Origin of the sequence: Micromonospora sp. CPCC 206171 (assembly GCF_036906755.1) — a bacterium.
Taxonomy (GTDB): Bacteria; Actinomycetota; Actinomycetes; order Mycobacteriales; family Micromonosporaceae; genus Micromonospora; species Micromonospora purpureochromogenes.
Genome location: NZ_JBAKHT010000005.1, coordinates 117,947 through 134,327, shown reverse-complemented (window position 1 = coordinate 134,327; position 16,381 = coordinate 117,947). Strand labels below are relative to the sequence as shown.

The window sequence follows — 16,381 nt, the reverse complement described above, 5'->3', positions numbered from 1 at the left end:
GAGGCTCCACCGCGCTGCGCTGAATGAGTCGCTCGCTGCGCTCGCTCATGCCGTCGCCTCGGCGTGCAGCCGTCCGGTGAACTCGACCAGCCGCTGCCACTGCTCGGCCAGCGAGTGGGTGGGTGAGCCGAGCGGGTCCTTGAAGAAGAACGCCAGGTCGGTCAGGGGGCCGACCCGGCCGGCGGCGTGCGCGGCGGCGGTCAGCCGGGCCAGGTCGAGCACGAGCGGGGCGGCGAGCGCGGAGTCGCAGCCGTGCCAGCTGAACTCCATCCGCATGCCGGTGCCGAGGAAACCGGTGAAGGTGATCAGGTCCCAGGCGGTCTTGAAGTCGCCCAGCTCCTCGACGTACTCGATGCGGGTGCCGCCCTGCGGCAGGTAGCCGAGGGTCTCGCCGAGGACGCGCTGCTTGCTGCTCACCTTGGCGGCATTGGCGGCCGGGTCGGCGAGGGTGGCGCCGTCGCCGCCGCCGAGCAGGTTGACCCCGGACCAGGAGCGCACGGCCAGGTGCCGCATCGCGAACATCGGCGCGAGCACCGACTTGACCAGCGTCTCCCCGGTCTTGCCGTCGTGCCCGGCGTACGGCAGGCCGCGCGCGACGGCCAGCTCGGCCAGCGCCGGCAGCCGCAGCCCGGTGGACGGGGTGAAGTCGACGTACGGGCAGCCGGCCTCGACGGCGGCGTACGCGTAGAGCGAGCTGGGCGGCAGCACCTCGTCGGGGCCGGCGAGCGCGGCCCGCAGGGCGGCCGGGTCGGCGTGCCCGGGGTGCGGCCGGGCGGCCGGTTCGGTGGCGGAGACGTCGACCACCACCACCCGGTCCAGCCGGTGCCGTTGGCGGAACGCGGTGAGGTCGGCGACGACGGCGGCGGCCCGGTCGGCCTGGGTGCCGCCGGTGGGGGCGGGTCGCAGGTCCTCCTCGACGGCGGTCAGCTCGGCGGCGAGGGTGGCGGCCAGCCGGCCGGGCAGCACGCCCGCGTCGGCGAGCGTCTCGGCCCGCTTGGTCAGCGGGGTGGTGGCCAGGTCGTGGCCGCCGAAGAACAGGTCGGCGAAGGTGGGCAGGGCCGGCCCGCGCAGCGCGGGCAGCTCGGTGACGCAACCGGTCGGCGCGGTGAGCCCGGCCCGCAGGGCGAGACCGCCGACGATGCTGGTGGTCGCGACCGAACCGCGCGCCCCCACCAGCCAGACACCCGTACGCATGGTGCTCCTTCCGTCCGGAGGAACCGCCCTTGCATTTAGCAGAATCAATATCAGATCGTGCGGTGGAAAGACACCGGTCCGCCGGGGCCCCGTCCGCCCGGACGTCCGGGGCGGGCCGGGCCGCGGCGGCGACGTCGGCGGCGCGACGCCGGACCCGGTACCCCGCACGGCGTGCGGACGGGGCTGGCAGGCAGGGTCGGTCGGCGTCTCGGCCCTGCCTCCCCCGTATCCGGTCGACGGGCGGCGGCGCGCCCCGCGACCGGACGTGTGGTGGTGGCGGCCCGGGCCCGACCGGTGGTGGCCGGGCCTGCTGCGGGTCGCCGGGACGGTGGTGGCGGTCCTCCGGTGCGGCCGGGGAATCCCGGTCCGGTCGCACCGGACGACCGTCGTACGCGTGCACCGCCGGCCGTGGTGGCCGGGGCGGCACGCCCTCCGGTGCCGATCCCGTCCCCGTCCGCGGGGCGCAACCGCGGTCGGGTCCTCGCCGGTCGGCGCCGGAGGTGGCCTGGTCAGACGGCGATCGCGGCGAGCGCGGGCTCCACCTCCGTCCACCGGGAGCCCAGCTCCGCCGAGCGGGTCACCGCGTCCAGCACCAGCTGGACCTGCAACGCGTCGGCGAAGGAGGGCGTCGGGTCGGCGCCGGTCGCGACCGCCTCGACGAAGTCGCGCATCTGGTGGGTGAAGGAGTGCTCGTAGCCGATGATGTGCCCCGGCGGCCACCAGGCCGACAGGTACGGATGCTCCGCCTCGGTCACCAGGATGCGGGTGAAGCCCTGCTCGGCCGTGGGCCGGGTGGCGTCGTAGAACTCCAGTTCGTTGAGGCGTTCCAGGTCGAAGGCCACGGTCCCGAGGGACCCGTTGATCTCCACCCGGAGGGCGTTCTTGCGACCGGTGGCGAACCGGCTCGCCTCGTACGTGGCCAGCGCCCCGTCGTCCAGCCGGGCGACGAAGACCGCCGCGTCGTCGACGGTGACCGCACCGGTGGCCCGGCCGTTGCCGTCGGCCTGCGCGGCCAGGCCGCTCGACCCGCCCGGCAACGGCCGTTCCTTGACGAACGTCTCGGTCACCGCACTGACCCCGGTGATCCGCTGGCCCGTGACGTACTGGGTCAGGTCGATGATGTGCGCGCCGATGTCACCGAGCGCGCCGGAGCCCGCCCTGTCCTTCTGCAACCGCCACACCAGTGGGAACTGCGGGTCGACGATCCAGTCCTGGAGGTACGCCGCCCGGACGTGCCGCAGCACCCCGAGCCGGCCCTCGGCGACGAGCTGCCGCATCAGGGCGACCGCGGGCACCCGGCGGTAGTTGAACCCGCACATCGACCGTACCCCCGCGGCCTGGGCGGTGGCCGCGGCTGCGGTCATCTCCCGGGCCTCGGCCACCGTGTTGGCCAGCGGCTTCTCGCAGATGACGTGCTTGCCGGCGGCGAGCGCGGCGAGCGCGATCTCGGCGTGGCTGTCCCCGGGCGTGCAGATGTCGACCACGTCGATGTCGGCCGAGGCGACCAGCTCGCGCCAGTCGGTGCGGTACGCGTCCCAGCCGAGCCGGTCGGCCGCCGCGGCGACCTTCCCGGCGTCCCGGCCGCAGATCGTCGCCATCCGGACCCGTGCCGGCAGCTCGAACACCCGGTTCACGGTCCGCCACGCCTGCGAGTGCGCGGCGCCCATGAACTCGTAGCCGACCATGCCGACCCGCAGTTCACTGTGCTGTGTGGACAAGGTGGGTCTCCCCCCGTGTGTCAGAACCCGAGCTTGAGGTAGTTGCCCGCGTTCTCCTTGGTGATCGTCTCGGAGGCGAGCACGATCTCCTTGGGCACCTGGAGTTCCACCAGGTCGGACATGCCCTTGCCCTGGCCGATCAGGCGGGCCAGCGAGATGGCCGAGGAGGCCATCGACGGGCTGTAGGTGACGGTCGCCTTGAGCACCGTGTTGTCGGACTGGATGTCCTCCATCGCCTTCTTCGAGCCGGCGCCGCCGACCATGAAGAACTCCTTGCGGTTGGCCTGGTTGACCGCCGCGAGGACGCCGATGCCCTGGTCGTCGTCGTGGTTCCAGAGGGCGTCCATCTTCGGCAGTGCCTGGAACAGCCCGGTCGCGGCCTGCTGGCCGGAGTCGGCGGTGAACTCGGCCGGTCGGCGGTTGGCCACCCGCAGACCGTTCGCCGCGAGGGTGTCGGCGAAGCCCTTCGACCGCTCCTGGGTCAGCTCCAGCGAGTCGATGCCGGGGATCTCGCCGATGATCGGGTTGCTCACGCCCTTGGCCTTGAGCTGCTCGACGATGTACGTGGCCGCGGCCACGCCCATGCCGTAGTTGTCACCCTTGATCTGGAGCCGGTAGGCGCGGGCGTCCGGGAAGGCCCGGTCCAGGTTGACCACCGGGATGCCGGCCTTCATCGCCTCCAGGCCGAAGGCGTTGAGCTCCTTGCCGTCGTGCGGCAGCAGCACGATGACGTCGGGCTTCTGCGAGATCAGCGTGGACAGCGCCGCCCGCTGCGCCGCCGCGTCCGCGCCGGCCTCGACGGACTTGAACTCCACGTCCGAGTACGCCTGGGCCTGCGCCTTGGCGTTGTTGGTGATGGCGGCGATCCAGCCGTGGTCGGCGGCCGGGGCGGAGAAGCCGAGGACCACCTTCTTGCCCGGCTCGGCGTTGCCGCCGGCCGCCGCGGCCTTGGTCTGCGCGGCGGTGGGCTCGGTCTCGTTGCTGGTGCAACCGGCGAGGAGCACGCCGGCGCCGACGGCGGCCCCGCCGAACAGCAACCGGCGGCGGGACAGGTCACGACTGTGCTGGGTCATGACGACCTCCAAAGTGACGGTGATGGGGCGAAAGTGGGTGTGCGGATCCCGGCCACCGTCGTCAGGTGGCCGCCGAGATGCGGTGTGTCGTGAGGAGGGCGGCGCGTCACCGCGCCGCGGCGGTCAGGCGGTGGTGGCCCGGTTGCGGCCGAGGAACTGGGCGAGGCTACGGAACTGCACCTGCTGGACCAGGACGGCCGCCACGATGATGCCGCCCTTGACCATGTTCTGGGCCTCGGTGGAGAGGCCGTTGATGGCGAAGAGGTTGGTGATCGTCGAGAAGATGATCACGCCGAGCAGGGAGCCGACGATCGTCCCCCGCCCGCCGCTGAGCAGCGTGCCACCGATGATCGCGGCGGCGATCGCGTCCAGCTCGTAGAGGTTGGCCATCGCCGCCTGGGCCGAGTTGGCCTGGGCGGTGAGCATGATGGCGGCGATGCCGCAGCACAGCCCGGACAGCGCGTACAGCAGCACGGTGTGCCGCCGGACGTTGATGCCGGCCAGGCGGGCCGCCTCCGGGTTGCCGCCGACCGCGACCGTACGCCGGCCGAAGGTGGTGCGGTTGAGCAGCACCCAGCCGGCCGCGACGACCGCGGCGAGGATGTAGACCAGCAGCGGGATGCCGAGCAGTTTGTTGGCGGCGATCCCGTTGATGAAGGTGTTGTTCGAGACCTGGGTCTGCTTGTCGGAGATCTCCGCGGCCAGACCGCGCGCCGCGACCAGCATCGCCAGCGTGGCGATGAACGGAACCAGCCGGCCGTACGAGATGAGCACCCCGTTGACCAGGCCGACCGCCAACCCGACGACCAGCGCCGAGAAGATCATGCCGCCGGCGCCGTAGCTCTGGGTGGCGACCGTGGTGCACCAGACCCCGGCGAGCGCGACGATCGCGCCGACGGAGAGGTCGATGCCCCCACCGATGATCACGAAGGTCATCCCGACGGTCACCACGCCGACCACCGAGGCCAGCTTGAGGATGGTGAGGGTGTTGTCCCACACCCAGTCCGGGTTCGAGTAGAGGTCCGAGCGGGTGGCGGCGCCGATCACGACCAGCACCACCAGCACCGCGATCAGACCGAGGTTGCGCTTCGCGCCCTCGCCGCCGTCGCCGTGCCACCAGGACAGCCGGCCCGGCGCGGCGGCCTTGTTGGTCGCCGCCGCCGTCTCCGCCGGGTCGACCGGCGGGGACTGCGCCGGCAGCTCCGCCCGGCTCTCCGGCGTCGCGGTCTCGCTCATGCCGCCACCTCGCTCCGCTGTGTGCGCTCGTTCATGCCGGCGCGCCTTCCATCAGGGACCCCGCCATGACGAGGTCGAGCACGGTGTTCTCGTCCAGTTCGCCGGCGGGCGCCTCGCGCACCATCCGGCCCTCGCGCATGACCAGCACCCGGTCGGCCAGGCCGAGCACCTCGGGCACCTCGCTGGAGACCAGCAGCACCCCGACGCCCTGCGCGGCCAGGTCGCGGATCACCCGGTACAGCTCGGCCCGGGCGCCGACGTCCACCCCGCGGGTGGGTTCGTCGAGCAGCAGCAGCCGGGTGTCGCCCAGCAACCAGCGCCCGACCACCACCTTCTGCTGGTTGCCGCCGGAGAGCGTGCGCACCGGGCGGCGTACGTCCCGCGGCCGGAGCTGGAGGCGGTCGGCGATCCGCTCCGCCTCGTCGCGCTCGCGGCCGGCGTCGGTGAACCCGAGGCGGGCGTACCGGCTGAAGGTGGCCAGCGTGACGTTGCGGTGGATCGGCTCGCCGAGCAGCAGCGCCTGGCTCTTGCGCTCCTCGGGCGCCATCCCCATGCCGGCCCGAACGGCCGCGCCGACGCTGCCCGGGCGCAGCGCCCGGCCGTCCACGTGGACGGTGCCGGTCTCCGCGCGGCGGGCGCCGAAGATGGTCTCCAGCAGCTCGGAGCGCCCGGAGCCGACCAGGCCGGCGATGCCGACGATCTCGCCGGCCCGCACGCGCAGCGAGACGTCGGCGAACTCGCCCGCGCGGCCGAGCCCGTCGACGCGCAGCAGTTCCGCGCCGGTGTCGGTGCCGGCCGGGCGGTCCGGGAAGACGTACTCGATGGTGCGGCCGGTCATCTTCGAGACCAGGTCGCGGGTCGGGGTCTCGCGGGCCGGCAGGTTCGCCGCCGTGGTCCGGCCGTCCTTGAGTACGGTCACCCGGTCTCCGATCTCGCGGATCTCCTCCAACCGGTGCGAGATGTAGATGACCGCGATGCCCTGCGCGGTGAGCTCCCGGATGATCCGGAACAGGTTGCCCACCTCGTCGTGGGCCAGCACCGCGCTCGGCTCGTCCATGATGATCAGTCGCGCCTCGTGGGAGAGCGCCCGGGCCATGCTGACCACCTGCTTGCCGGCGGCCGGCAGGGCGCGGACCATCCGGCCGGGCGGGATCTCGCCGTGGCCGAGCCGGCTCAGGATCTCCCGGGTACGGCGGGCCATCTGCCCACGCCGGACGAAGCCGAGCCGGCGCGGCTCGTGCCCGAGGAAGGCGTTCTCCGCCACCGACAGGTCCTCGACCAGGTCGAGTTCCTGGTAGATGGTGGCGATCCCGGCGCGCATGGCGGCCTGCGGGTCGGCGAAGGCGGCGGGCTGGCCGCGCCACTCGACGTGCCCCGAGTCCGGCCGGTGCACCCCGGCCAGCACCTTGATCAGGGTGGACTTGCCGGCGCCGTTCTGCCCGAGCAGGCAGTGCACCTCGCCCGCCCGCACCTCCAGTTGCACCCCGTCCAGCGCCCGTACGCCGGGGAAGGTCTTCACCACGTCCGTCAGGCGCAGGACCACCTCGCCCGCGACGGTGTCGGCGGGCGGGGTGACCAGCGGAGCCGTCCCGCCCTCGGCCGCGCTCACCGGGCCGCCTCAGTTCGCGACTGCGGGGCTCGCCGGCCCGGCTCACTCCTCGCGCTCACGATGGCGTCTTCCGTTCGCGACTGCGGGGCTCGCAGGCCCGGCTCACTCCTCGCGCTCACGATGCCTCCCCGAAGGCGACGTCGCTGGCCAGGACTGCGGCGCCGGCGACGCCGGCGCGGGGGCCCAGCTCGGACAGGACGACCGGCAGGTTGCCGGTGGCCAGTGGCAGCGACCGGCGGTAGACCACGCTGCGGATCTCGGCGAGCAGGATGTGGCCGAGCTGGGCCAGGCCGCCGCCGATCACGATCATCGAGGGGTTGGTGAAGCTGACCAGGCCGGCCAACACCTGGCCGACCCGCCGGCCGCCATCCCGGATCAGCTGGATGCAGGCGACGTCGCCCTCGACCGCCCCCTCGGCGACGTCCCGGGCGGTGACCACGCCCCGGGTGGCGAGCCGTTCGGCGAGCGCCGGGGAGGTGCCGGCCCGGGCGGCGGCGATGGCCTCGCGGGCCAGGGCCGCTCCGCTGAAGACCGCCTCCAGGCAGCCGACGTTGCCGCAGGAGCAGACCGCGCCGTGCGCGTCGACCTGGATGTGGCCGATGTCGCCGGCACAGCCGTCGGTGCCCCGGTAGACCTCGCCGCTGAGGTAGATGCCGCACCCTATGCCGGTGCCGATCTTGACGAACAGGAAGTCGTCGATCGAGTGGGCGACCCCGCCGTGCCGTTCCCCGATCGCCATGATGTTGACGTCGTTGTCGACCACCGCCGGGCAGCCGTGTTCGCGGGTGAGCAGCTCACGGACGGGGAACCGGTCCCAGCCGGGCATGATGGGCGGCGAGACGGGCACCCCGTCGCGGAAGCTCACCGGCCCGGGCACGCCCACGCCGACGCCGTCCAGCTTCTCGTACGCCCCGTCCACCCGGGCCTTGTGCAGCAGCTCATTGACCCGGTGCAGGATCACCTTCGGGCCGGAGCGGATGTCGGCCGGCTCGGCGTACGCGGCGACCGGCTCCAGCCGGCCGTTGACCACCTCGACGTCGATCGAGCTGGCGCCGAGGTCGACGGCGGCGAAACGCAACCGGGGGTCCAGCTCGACCAGGGTCGAGCGGCGCCCGCCCCGGGAGGCGGCCAGTCCCGCCTCGGCCACCAGCCCGAGCCCGACCAGCCGCTCCAGCTCGGCCAGCAGCCGGGGCCGAGGCATCTGGAGGCGGTCGCCCAGCTCGGCCCGGGAGGCCGGCCCCGCGTCGCGGAGCAGCCGCAACAGCCGTAGGTGCAGGGGTTCTACCGTCCGCACGGGATCCACCTCCGCGTCGGGGTTCACATCGATGTGACGTCGATGTTGTTGTGTCCGACACAGTAGGAGCCTTCCGTGCCTCCTGTCCATAGCTTCGGTCAATCCGCCGCCAACTTTTGTCCGTTAGGACAAAAGCTATTAGTGGATCAAGAAAAGGTCGACCCCGTCGCGCCGGACGCGCGACGGGGTCGACCTCGGGCCTGCCGGAGGGGCTAGCGCTCCCCGGCGGCGTTGCGCTTCTTCTTGAGCTTGCGGTCGTCGCGCAGCTCGACGTAGGGCTCCTCGTCGGGCGAGTGGCCGGCCGAGATGGCCCGGCCACGCTCCAGCTCCGCGTCGAACTCGGCGCCGAGCAGGATCGCGATGTTGCTCAGCCACAGCCAGACCAGGAAGATGATCACGCCGGCCAGCGCGCCGTAGGTCTTGTTGTAGGACGCGAAGTTGCTGACGTACAGGGCGAAGAGGCCGGAGATCACCAGCCAGATCACGACGGCCAGCACGCCGCCCGGGCTGACCCAGCGGAAGCCGCCGTGCCGGGCGTTCGGCGAGGCCCAGTAGAGGATCGCGAACATCAGGCTGACCAGGAGCAGCAGCACCGGCCACTTGGCGATGTTCCACACCGTCACCGCGGTGGAGCCCAGTCCGATCGCGCTACCGGCCTGCTCGGCGAGGCCACCGGTGAAGACCACGATCACCGCGCAGGCCAGCAGCATCACGCCGATCACCGCGGTCACCCCGAGCCGGATCGGCAGCGTCTTCCAGATCGGCCGCCCCTCGGGCACGTCGTAGATGGTGTTCGAGGCGCGCATGAAGGCGGCGATGTAGCCGGAGGCGGACCAGAAGGCCGCGAGCAGACCGACGATCGCGGCGATGCTGGCCAGCCCCCCTGAGGCTCCCGCCTGCTCGATGGCGCCCTCGATGATCTTCCGGATGTTCTCCTCCGGCACCGCCTGGTTGACGGTGTCCTTGACCCCCTGGGTGGCGCGGTCGCCGAGCAGCCCGAGCAGGGAGATCAGCACCAGCAGCCCGGGGAAGATGGAGAGCACCCCGTAGTAGGTCAGCGCGGCGGCCCAGTCGGTCAGGCTGTCGTCCTGGAACTCCTTGACGGTGCGCTTCAGCGCCGCCATCCAGCCGGAGCCGGGCAGCTCGGCCGGGCTCTCCGGGCCCTCGTCGGGACCGACCGGCCGGCTGTGGCGCGGGTTACGGCCCCCCGGGTCGCCCGAACGGGACCCGGCCGCGGTCGCGGTGTTCTGGTCGTCGCGGTCGCGCCCGGCCCGGGCGGAGGTGTCATCGGAGGCCATCGCCCCTCCTCGTGGTCAGCGGTTGTCCCCCCGACATGCCCCGGGAAAGCCAGCCGTTAACCCATCACTTGTAGAGCAGGCCCACCATCCGCCGGGACGCCACGGCCAGCCCGAGCGCGGTCAGCGCCAGCAGGTAGAGCAGGTCCAGCAGCCACAGCCAACCGGACCCGCCGACACAGATCTCCCGGATCAGGTGCACCGAGCGGTAGAGCGGGGTCACCTCCACCAGCCAGCGCAGCAGCGCCGGGTAGTCCTCGGCCGGCACGAAGGTGCCCGAGAAGAGGAAGAGGGTGAACTGCGCCGAGCCCATCAGGTCGAAGTCCTGCCAGCTGCGCATGAAGGTGGCCAGCGCCATGCCGATCGCGCCGAAGCTGAAGCCGACCAGCACCGCCGCCGGGAACGCCAGCAGCGCCCGCCCCACGGAGGTCAGCTCCATCGCCACCATCACCGCGAGGAAGGCCGCCGAGTAGGCCGAGCCGCGTACCATCGCCCACCCCAGCTCCCCGAGCGCGATCTCGAAGGGCCGCACCGGGGTGGCGATGATCCCGTCGTAGAGCTTGAGGTACTTCATCTTGCCGAAGAAGTTGAAGGTGGTCTCGGCCAGCGCCCCGGTCATCGCCGAGGAGGCGAGCATGGCCGGGGCGACGAACGCGGCGTACTCCACCACCCGGCCGTCGGGCAGGGTGAGCCCGTCGATCAGCTGGCCCACCCCGACCCCGATGGAGAACAGGTAGAGCACCGGCTCGACGAACCCGGAGAGCAGCAGCAGCCAGTAGACCGACTTGAGCGCCGCCACGTTGCGCTCGACCACCGAGGCCGACCGGCGGGACGTGCCGGAGACGTCGAGCAGCCGGGGCAGGACGAGAGTGACCACGCGAGCCTCCTAGACCACGAGCCGGCGACGGAAGAGCCGGGCGGCCAGCAGCCAGCCACCCAGTGCCCAGGCCGCGAGGTAGAGCAGGTGGCCGGCGACCGACCACTGTGGGGCCACGCCGAGCGTCGCCGCCCGGCACAGGTCGACGGCGTGCCAGAGCGGAGTCGCGTACGCCAGCCAGCGCAGCACGCCGGGCAGCGACTCGACCGGGAAGAAGATCCCCGCGAAGAGCGTCATCGGGATCACCGCGAACCGGAACAGCATGGCCAGCCAGCTGTCGCTGTCCACCACCGCCGCGTACGCGAAGGTCGGCGCGGCGACCGCCAGGCAGAGCAGCGCCACCACCGGCAGGGTGGCCACCGCCCAGCCCGAACGCAGCGCCCCGAACAGCGCCGTCACCAGCAGGAACGCGACGCTGGCGGTGAGCGCCCGGAACAGCACGAAGGCCAGGTGGCCGGCGAGGATGTCGCGGATCCGCAGCGGCGCCGCGGTCTGCGCCGAGTAGGTCTTGATCCACTGGAAGTTGCTGAACACCGGCCAGGTCGATTCGCCGATGGTCACCTGGAGCGCGGTCGAGGCGAGCAGCCCGGGCACGATCCAGTCGAGGTAACGCACCCCGTCGACGCCCTGGTCGACGTACGCGCCCACGCCCAGGCCGAAGCCGACCACGGTCAGCGTCGGCAGCAGGAAGGACGAGAAGACCCCGGCCCGCCAGGTGCGGCGGTAGCCGGTCAGGTAGTGCGCCAGCACCGCCAGCGCCGGCACCCTCGGCAACGGGGGCCGTTGCGCCACGCTCACCCGGACCTCCTCTCACCCGCCGTCCACCACGGCCTTCCTACCCCGGGGGTACGACAGGCCGCGGCAACCCTACGGCCGGCCGCCCCACGTGTCGCGCCCTTTAGCCAGCGCGGTGGACCGCCGTGGGGCGCCGTTCAGGCGGTGCGGGTCGTGGTGAGCAACGCGCGCGCGGCGTAGCCCCAGAGCAGCAGCCCGGCTCCGGTGCCGACGACCAGGCCGGCCTGGACCGACGAGGTGAGCGCGACGACCAGCCCGGCCAGCGCCACCAGGCACAGCGTGACGCCCAGCGGCACCAGCAGCCGGTCGCGCAGCACCGGGGCCAGCGGCACGAAGTGCAGCCCGACCACCGCGCAGACCAGGACCGGGACATACTCCGACCCGCCGAGCCCGGCCAGGGCGAGGGCACCGAGCCCGGCCACGGCGAACTCGACGGCGACGATGACGCCGTACCGGCGGTCGGCGGCCCGGTCGCGGGGCAGGGCGGCGGCCGCGCGCCCGGTACGGACCACGACGACCGCGCCGAGCAGCGCCGTGAGCAGGGCCAGGCCGCTGGCCACCACGAGCGCGGCGCGCAGCGGCGGGTCGGCCGCCGGCACGCTGAACCAGATCGTGGCGAACACGCCCAGGTAGAGCGCGGTCAGCCCGGCCCGGCGTCTCGATCCAGCATCCATCGTGGACTCCTCCCCCGTCGACCACCGATGCTATGCAGCGGCCGGGGCGGCCCCGCCCAGGGCCGTCAGTCGACCAGGGTGCGGCCGGTGAGGTGCAGGAAGACGTCCTCCAGGCTGCTGCGCCGGACCAGGACGCTGGCCGGCGTCAGGCCACGCGCCTCCACCTGGCCGACGGCGGCGTCCCCGTCGGTGACGTAGAGCAGGATCCGGTCGGGCAGCACCTCGACCCGCTCCCCCAGCCCGTCGAGCTTGCCGGCGAACGTCTCCTGCGACTCGGCCGCGAAGCGCAGCTCCACCACCTCGCGGGTGGAGTGCCGCTGGATCAGCGCCCGGGGCGAGCCCTCGGCGACGATCCGCCCGCCGTCCATCACCACGAGGCGGTCGCAGAGCTGCTCGGCCTCGTCCATGTAGTGGGTGGTCAGCACCAGCGTCACCCCCTGCTGCTTGAGTCGGAACAGCCGCTCCCAGACCAGGTGCCGGGCCTGCGGGTCGAGCCCGGTGGTCGGCTCGTCGAGCAGCACGATCTCGGGCTCGTTGACCAGCGCGCGGGCGATGGTCAGCCGACGCTTCATGCCGCCGGAGAGCGGCTCGACCTTGCTGTCGGCCCGCTCGGTGAGCTGCACGAAGTCGAGCAGCTCGGCGGCGCGCGCCCGGGCCACCGCGCGGGGTACGCCGAAGTAGCGGGCGTAGGTGGTGAGGTTCTCCCGGACGGTCAGCTCGGGGTCGAGATTGTCGAGCTGGGGGCAGACGCCGAGCCGCGCCCGGATCGCGGGGCCGTCGCGCACCGGGTCCATGCCGAGGATGCGCAGCTCGCCGCCGCTGGGCGGGGATATGCAGCCGATCATGCGCATGGTGGAGGACTTGCCGGCGCCGTTCGGCCCGAGGAAGCCGAACGCCTCGCCGGGGCGCACCTCGACGTCGATGCCGTCGACGGCGGTGAAGTCGCCGAACCGCTTCACCAGCCCCCGAGCCTGGATGAGTGGTTGAGCAGTGGTCACCGGCCGACCCTACCGGCGACGTCCGACACCCTCGACGGGTTTCCGGCCCGCCACAGCCGGCTCGGATCCAGCGACACAGAGTAGTTGACACTACGGACAGTCACTGCCCGGTACGCGCTCGTACACCGGGGCGTCGGGCCGTCAACGCGGCGGACCAGAGGGGCGATGCCGGCCATACCGGACAGATCCTTTTCGGACGCCCTCCGGCCCCCGACGCCTGTCAACAGTTCAGCTCCATCAATTTGTTAAATCCTTCTTTACTCAGATTCCGCTGCGTGATTGAAATAGATCGTCATTACCGACCGCAATGATAATCGGCAATGTTCCGTGACGTAGATAATTGGCGTATCGTGCCCCCTCGTGTCGTCCGTACGCTTCTCCGACGGTCCCGCCCCACCGGTGCCGCACACCGGCTCCAGGGGGGCGGGAGCCGCCCTCAAGGACGCTCCGGAACCCCTTTCACCGCAGGTCACCGCGGGTACCCCAACCCGCGTCGCGGTGCCGGACACCCGCGAACTCGCGGCGCAATTCGAGGACGAGAAACCGGGGCGCTTGCTCACCGGCCCGGTCGGTCTCCTGGTCACCGGCACGACGGTGGGGGTCGCTCTGCTGGCACTTGTCCAGGTCTTCCAGCCACTTCCGCAGGGCAGCAAGTATTACCTGATCATTTTCCTGGCCGGCGTGCTGCCGACGGTGTTCCTGGCGTACCCGGCGGGCCTTTCGATTCCCTGGCGGCCGGGCCGCACACCGGCCGCCGGCGACGGGCCCGACCCGGGCGGGCCGACCCGGGCGGACTGGCTGCTGGCCGCCGCGGCCCTGGTCGCCTGCCTCTACCCGGTGCTGCCGTTCACCCTCGGCGGCGGGGGCGGCGGATACGACGCCTTCCTCGACCGGCAGGGCCTGCTCGTCGGGCTCGACGTCGCGATGGGCACCGTGCTGCTGCTCCTGCTGCTGGAGGCCTGCCGGCGCACCACCGGCTGGATCCTGCCCGCCGTCTGCCTGCTGTTCCTGGCCTACGGCTACTACGGCGGGCTGCTGCCGCAGTCCTGGCCGGTGGCGCACGCCGGGCTCGACTTCGGCCAGCTCGTCGACGCGTTCTACAACTCCGACAGCGGGTTCTACGGCACCCCGCTCGACGTCGCGGCCTCGTACATCGTGCTGTTCACCATCTACGGCGCGGTGCTGGACCTCTCCGGGGCCGGGCGGTTCTTCGTAAAACTCTCCGCCGCCGCCTTCCGGCGCTCCCGGACCGCCGCCGGGCGCACGGCGGTCGCCTCCGGCTTCCTGCTCGGCACCGTCTCCGGATCGGGCGCGGCGACGACGGTCAGCATCGGCGCGGTGACCTGGCCGGTGCTGCGCCGGGCCGGCTACCCGGCCGAGCGCGCCGGCGGGATGCTCGCCGCCGCCGGCGTCGGGGCGATCCTGTCCCCGCCCACCCTCGGCGCGGCCGCCTTCATCATCGCCGAGTACCTGGGCGTGTCGTACCTGCAGGTGCTGGGCTGGGCGACCATCCCGACGGTGCTGTACTACCTCGGCATCCTGCTCGCGGTCGAGATCGACGCGCGGCGCTCGGGCGTGCGACCGGTGGTCGTCCGCACCGACTCGCCCTGGCGGCTGCTGGGCCGCTTCGGCTACCACTTCCTGTCCCTGCTGGTGATCACCGGCCTGCTCGCCCTGGGCGTCTCGGCGACGAAGGCGGTGGTGGGGGCGACCGTGCTGGCCGCCGCGCTGTCCTTCCTGGACCGCCGGCACCGGCTCACCCCGGCCCGGTTGGTCGAGGCGCTGGGCACCGGCGCGCGCGGGGTGCTCGCGGTCAGCGCGGTCTGCGCCGCGGCCGGCATCATCACGGCGACCACCACCAAGACCGGGCTCGGCCCGCAGGCGGCGGCACTGCTGGTCTCCGGCGCGCAGGCGGCCTCGTCCGACCCGGCCGTGGTGCTGGCGCTCACCGCCGTGCTGGCCGCCGTCGCGCTCAGCCTGCTGGGGCTGGCGGTGCCGGTCACCGCCTCGTTCGTGATCGGCTGGGTGATCATCGGCCCGGCCCTGCTGGACCTGGGCGTCGCCGCGCCCGCCGCGGCGATGTTCGTCTTCTACTTCGCGGTCCTGTCCGAGGTCTCCCCGCCGACCGCGCTCGCCGCGGTGGCCGCCGCCGCGGTCACCGGCGGCCGGCTGATGCCGACCATGTGGCAGACCCTGCGGTACGCCCTGCCGGCCTACCTGATCCCGATCGCCTTCGTGATCACGCCGGCCGGACTGGGGCTGCTCGGGATCGGCGGGCCGCAGCGGGTCGCCGTGGCCGCGGTGGTCTCCGCGCTCGGCGTCGCCGTGCTGGCGGTGGCGGCGGGCGGCTGGCTGCCCGGCGTCGGCCCGGCCGGCGTACCGGAGCGGATCCTCGGCGCGCTCGCCGGGCTGACGCTGCTCTGGCTCGAACCCGTACCCGTCACGGTCGGCGCGGTCCTGGCCGCCGCCGTGGTGGCGGGTGTCCTCGTACGACGCGGCTCCGCCAACCGGATCGGCGAGCCGTCGGCAACATCACCGGTGCACCCTGGGGAGGAAAACAGTGAGACGGATCAACGTGCGGCTGGCCGCGGGAGTGGGGGCGCTCGCCCTCGTCGCGAGCGGCGCCGCCGGCTGCGGGGGCAAACAGGACGGCGCGACGAAGGACGACGCCGCCAGCGAGATCACCTGCAAGGTCACCGACAGCACCCGCGTCGGCATCGCCACCGGTAACGCCACCGGCGTGTACTACCCGGTCGGCAACGCCCTCGCCGGCCAGCTCGCCGCGACGACCGACGGCAAGCTGACCGGCACCGCCGCCGAGACCGGCGCCTCGGTGCAGAACATCGAGCAGCTCGTCGGCGGCCAGTACGACGTGGCCTTCTCGCTCTTCGACACCGCCGTCAACGCGGTGCAGGGCAAGGGGAGTTTCACCTCGCCGCAGCCGGTGCAGGCGCTGGCCCGGATCTACGACAACTACACCCAGGTGGTCGTGCGGGCCGACGCCGGCATCGGCTCGGTCGCCGACATGAAGGGCAAGAAGATCTCCACCGGCTCTCCCAAGTCCGGCACCGAGGTCATCGCCAACCGCCTGCTCACCGCCGCCGGTCTCGACCCGGCCAAGGACGTCCAGGCGCAGCGACTCGACCTGGCCAAGACCGTCGAGGGGGTCAAGGACGGCAGCATCGACGGCTTCTTCTGGTCCGGCGGGGTGCCGACCGGCGGCGTCACCGACCTGTTCACCACGGCCGGCGACAAGGTGAAGTTCCTGGACATCGCCCCGCTGCTGCCCAAGATGACCGAGCTGAACCCCGCCTACCAGGCCGGGACGATCCGCGCGGACGTCTACAAGACGGCGACGGACACCCCGACCATCGTGGTGCCGAACGTGCTGCTGGTCCGCAAGGACCTCGACGCCGACGTCGCCTGCGCCGTCGCGCGGACCGTCTTCGACAAGAAGGACGCACTGGCCCAGGCCAATCCGGCCGCCAAGGGCATCAGCCTGGACAACGCCCGCAAGACCGACCCCGTACCGCTGCACCGCGGGGCGGCCAAGGCCCTGCAGGACCTCGGCGCGAGCTGACCGACGGCGCCGGGTCCGGGCCACCGCCCGGGCCCGGC

General features: G+C 72.6%; 12 protein-coding genes and 1 pseudogene. 2 read left to right on the top strand and 11 right to left on the bottom strand.

Annotation, left to right across the window (positions count from 1 at the left end):
* Window positions 1-45 precede the first annotated feature (45 nt).
* The 11 genes from V6U89_RS09055 to V6U89_RS09005 all read right to left on the bottom strand — a co-directional run bounded on the left by V6U89_RS09055 (window position 46) and on the right by V6U89_RS09005 (window position 12,763).
* Window positions 46-1,194, bottom strand: a complete 1,149-nt coding sequence (locus V6U89_RS09055; RefSeq protein WP_334570274.1) for an inositol-3-phosphate synthase — start codon at window positions 1,192-1,194, stop codon at window positions 46-48.
* 509 nt (window positions 1,195-1,703) lie between these two features.
* The gene (locus V6U89_RS09050) at window positions 1,704-2,879 is read right to left on the bottom strand and encodes a Gfo/Idh/MocA family protein (RefSeq protein ID WP_442933897.1); all 1,176 of its coding nucleotides are present in this window, start codon (window positions 2,877-2,879) and stop codon (window positions 1,704-1,706) included.
* Window positions 2,880-2,932: 53 nt separating this feature from the next.
* Complete coding sequence (locus V6U89_RS09045; protein ID WP_334570272.1) at window positions 2,933-3,985, bottom strand: substrate-binding domain-containing protein; 1,053 nt, start codon at window positions 3,983-3,985, stop codon at window positions 2,933-2,935.
* 123 nt (window positions 3,986-4,108) lie between these two features.
* Complete coding sequence (locus tag V6U89_RS09040; RefSeq protein ID WP_334570271.1) at window positions 4,109-5,221, bottom strand: ABC transporter permease; 1,113 nt, start codon at window positions 5,219-5,221, stop codon at window positions 4,109-4,111.
* A gap of 31 nt (window positions 5,222-5,252) precedes the next feature.
* Window positions 5,253-6,764, bottom strand: coding sequence for a sugar ABC transporter ATP-binding protein (locus V6U89_RS09035; protein WP_280838118.1), 1,512 nt, complete (start codon window positions 6,762-6,764; stop codon window positions 5,253-5,255).
* A 181-nt stretch (window positions 6,765-6,945) separates the two neighbouring features.
* Complete coding sequence (locus V6U89_RS09030; protein WP_334570270.1) at window positions 6,946-8,124, bottom strand: ROK family protein; 1,179 nt, start codon at window positions 8,122-8,124, stop codon at window positions 6,946-6,948.
* A 212-nt stretch (window positions 8,125-8,336) separates the two neighbouring features.
* Window positions 8,337-9,422, bottom strand: a complete 1,086-nt coding sequence (locus V6U89_RS09025) for a YihY/virulence factor BrkB family protein (RefSeq protein WP_334570269.1) — start codon at window positions 9,420-9,422, stop codon at window positions 8,337-8,339.
* A gap of 64 nt (window positions 9,423-9,486) precedes the next feature.
* On the bottom strand, window positions 9,487-10,296 hold the full coding sequence (locus tag V6U89_RS09020; protein WP_334570268.1) for an ABC transporter permease: 810 nt from the start codon (window positions 10,294-10,296) through the stop codon (window positions 9,487-9,489).
* Between the two features lie 9 nt (window positions 10,297-10,305).
* Entirely contained in the window at window positions 10,306-11,094 is a 789-nt protein-coding gene (locus tag V6U89_RS09015; RefSeq protein ID WP_154942545.1) for an ABC transporter permease, read from the bottom strand.
* 134 nt (window positions 11,095-11,228) lie between these two features.
* Window positions 11,229-11,765 carry a hypothetical protein gene (locus V6U89_RS09010; RefSeq protein ID WP_334570267.1) on the bottom strand — a complete coding sequence of 179 codons (537 nt, stop codon included), beginning with the start codon at window positions 11,763-11,765 and terminating at the stop codon, window positions 11,229-11,231.
* A 65-nt stretch (window positions 11,766-11,830) separates the two neighbouring features.
* Entirely contained in the window at window positions 11,831-12,763 is a 933-nt protein-coding gene (locus V6U89_RS09005; protein WP_280838061.1) for an ABC transporter ATP-binding protein, read from the bottom strand.
* A 360-nt stretch (window positions 12,764-13,123) separates the two neighbouring features.
* On the opposite strand from V6U89_RS09005, the pseudogene V6U89_RS09000 reads away from it, so the two are divergent.
* Both V6U89_RS09000 and V6U89_RS08995 read left to right on the top strand, forming a co-directional pair.
* Window positions 13,124-15,196: pseudogene (locus V6U89_RS09000) on the top strand (TRAP transporter permease); the annotation flags it as partial.
* 127 nt (window positions 15,197-15,323) lie between these two features.
* Window positions 15,324-16,343: a TAXI family TRAP transporter solute-binding subunit gene (locus V6U89_RS08995; protein WP_442933893.1), complete on the top strand. Its 1,020-nt coding sequence runs from the start codon at window positions 15,324-15,326 to the stop codon at window positions 16,341-16,343.
* Window positions 16,344-16,381: the final 38 nt, after the last annotated feature.

Coding starts and splice junctions, on each gene's coding strand:
- V6U89_RS09055 (WP_334570274.1), bottom strand. CDS start 1,194: ATGCGTACGGGTGTCTGGCTGGTGGGGGCGCGCGGTTCGGTCGCGACC.
- V6U89_RS09050 (WP_442933897.1), bottom strand. CDS start 2,879: ATGGTCGGCTACGAGTTCATGGGCGCCGCGCACTCGCAGGCGTGGCGG.
- V6U89_RS09045 (WP_334570272.1), bottom strand. CDS start 3,985: ATGACCCAGCACAGTCGTGACCTGTCCCGCCGCCGGTTGCTGTTCGGC.
- V6U89_RS09040 (WP_334570271.1), bottom strand. CDS start 5,221: ATGAGCGAGACCGCGACGCCGGAGAGCCGGGCGGAGCTGCCGGCGCAG.
- V6U89_RS09025 (WP_334570269.1), bottom strand. CDS start 9,422: ATGGCCTCCGATGACACCTCCGCCCGGGCCGGGCGCGACCGCGACGAC.
- V6U89_RS09010 (WP_334570267.1), bottom strand. CDS start 11,765: ATGGATGCTGGATCGAGACGCCGGGCCGGGCTGACCGCGCTCTACCTG.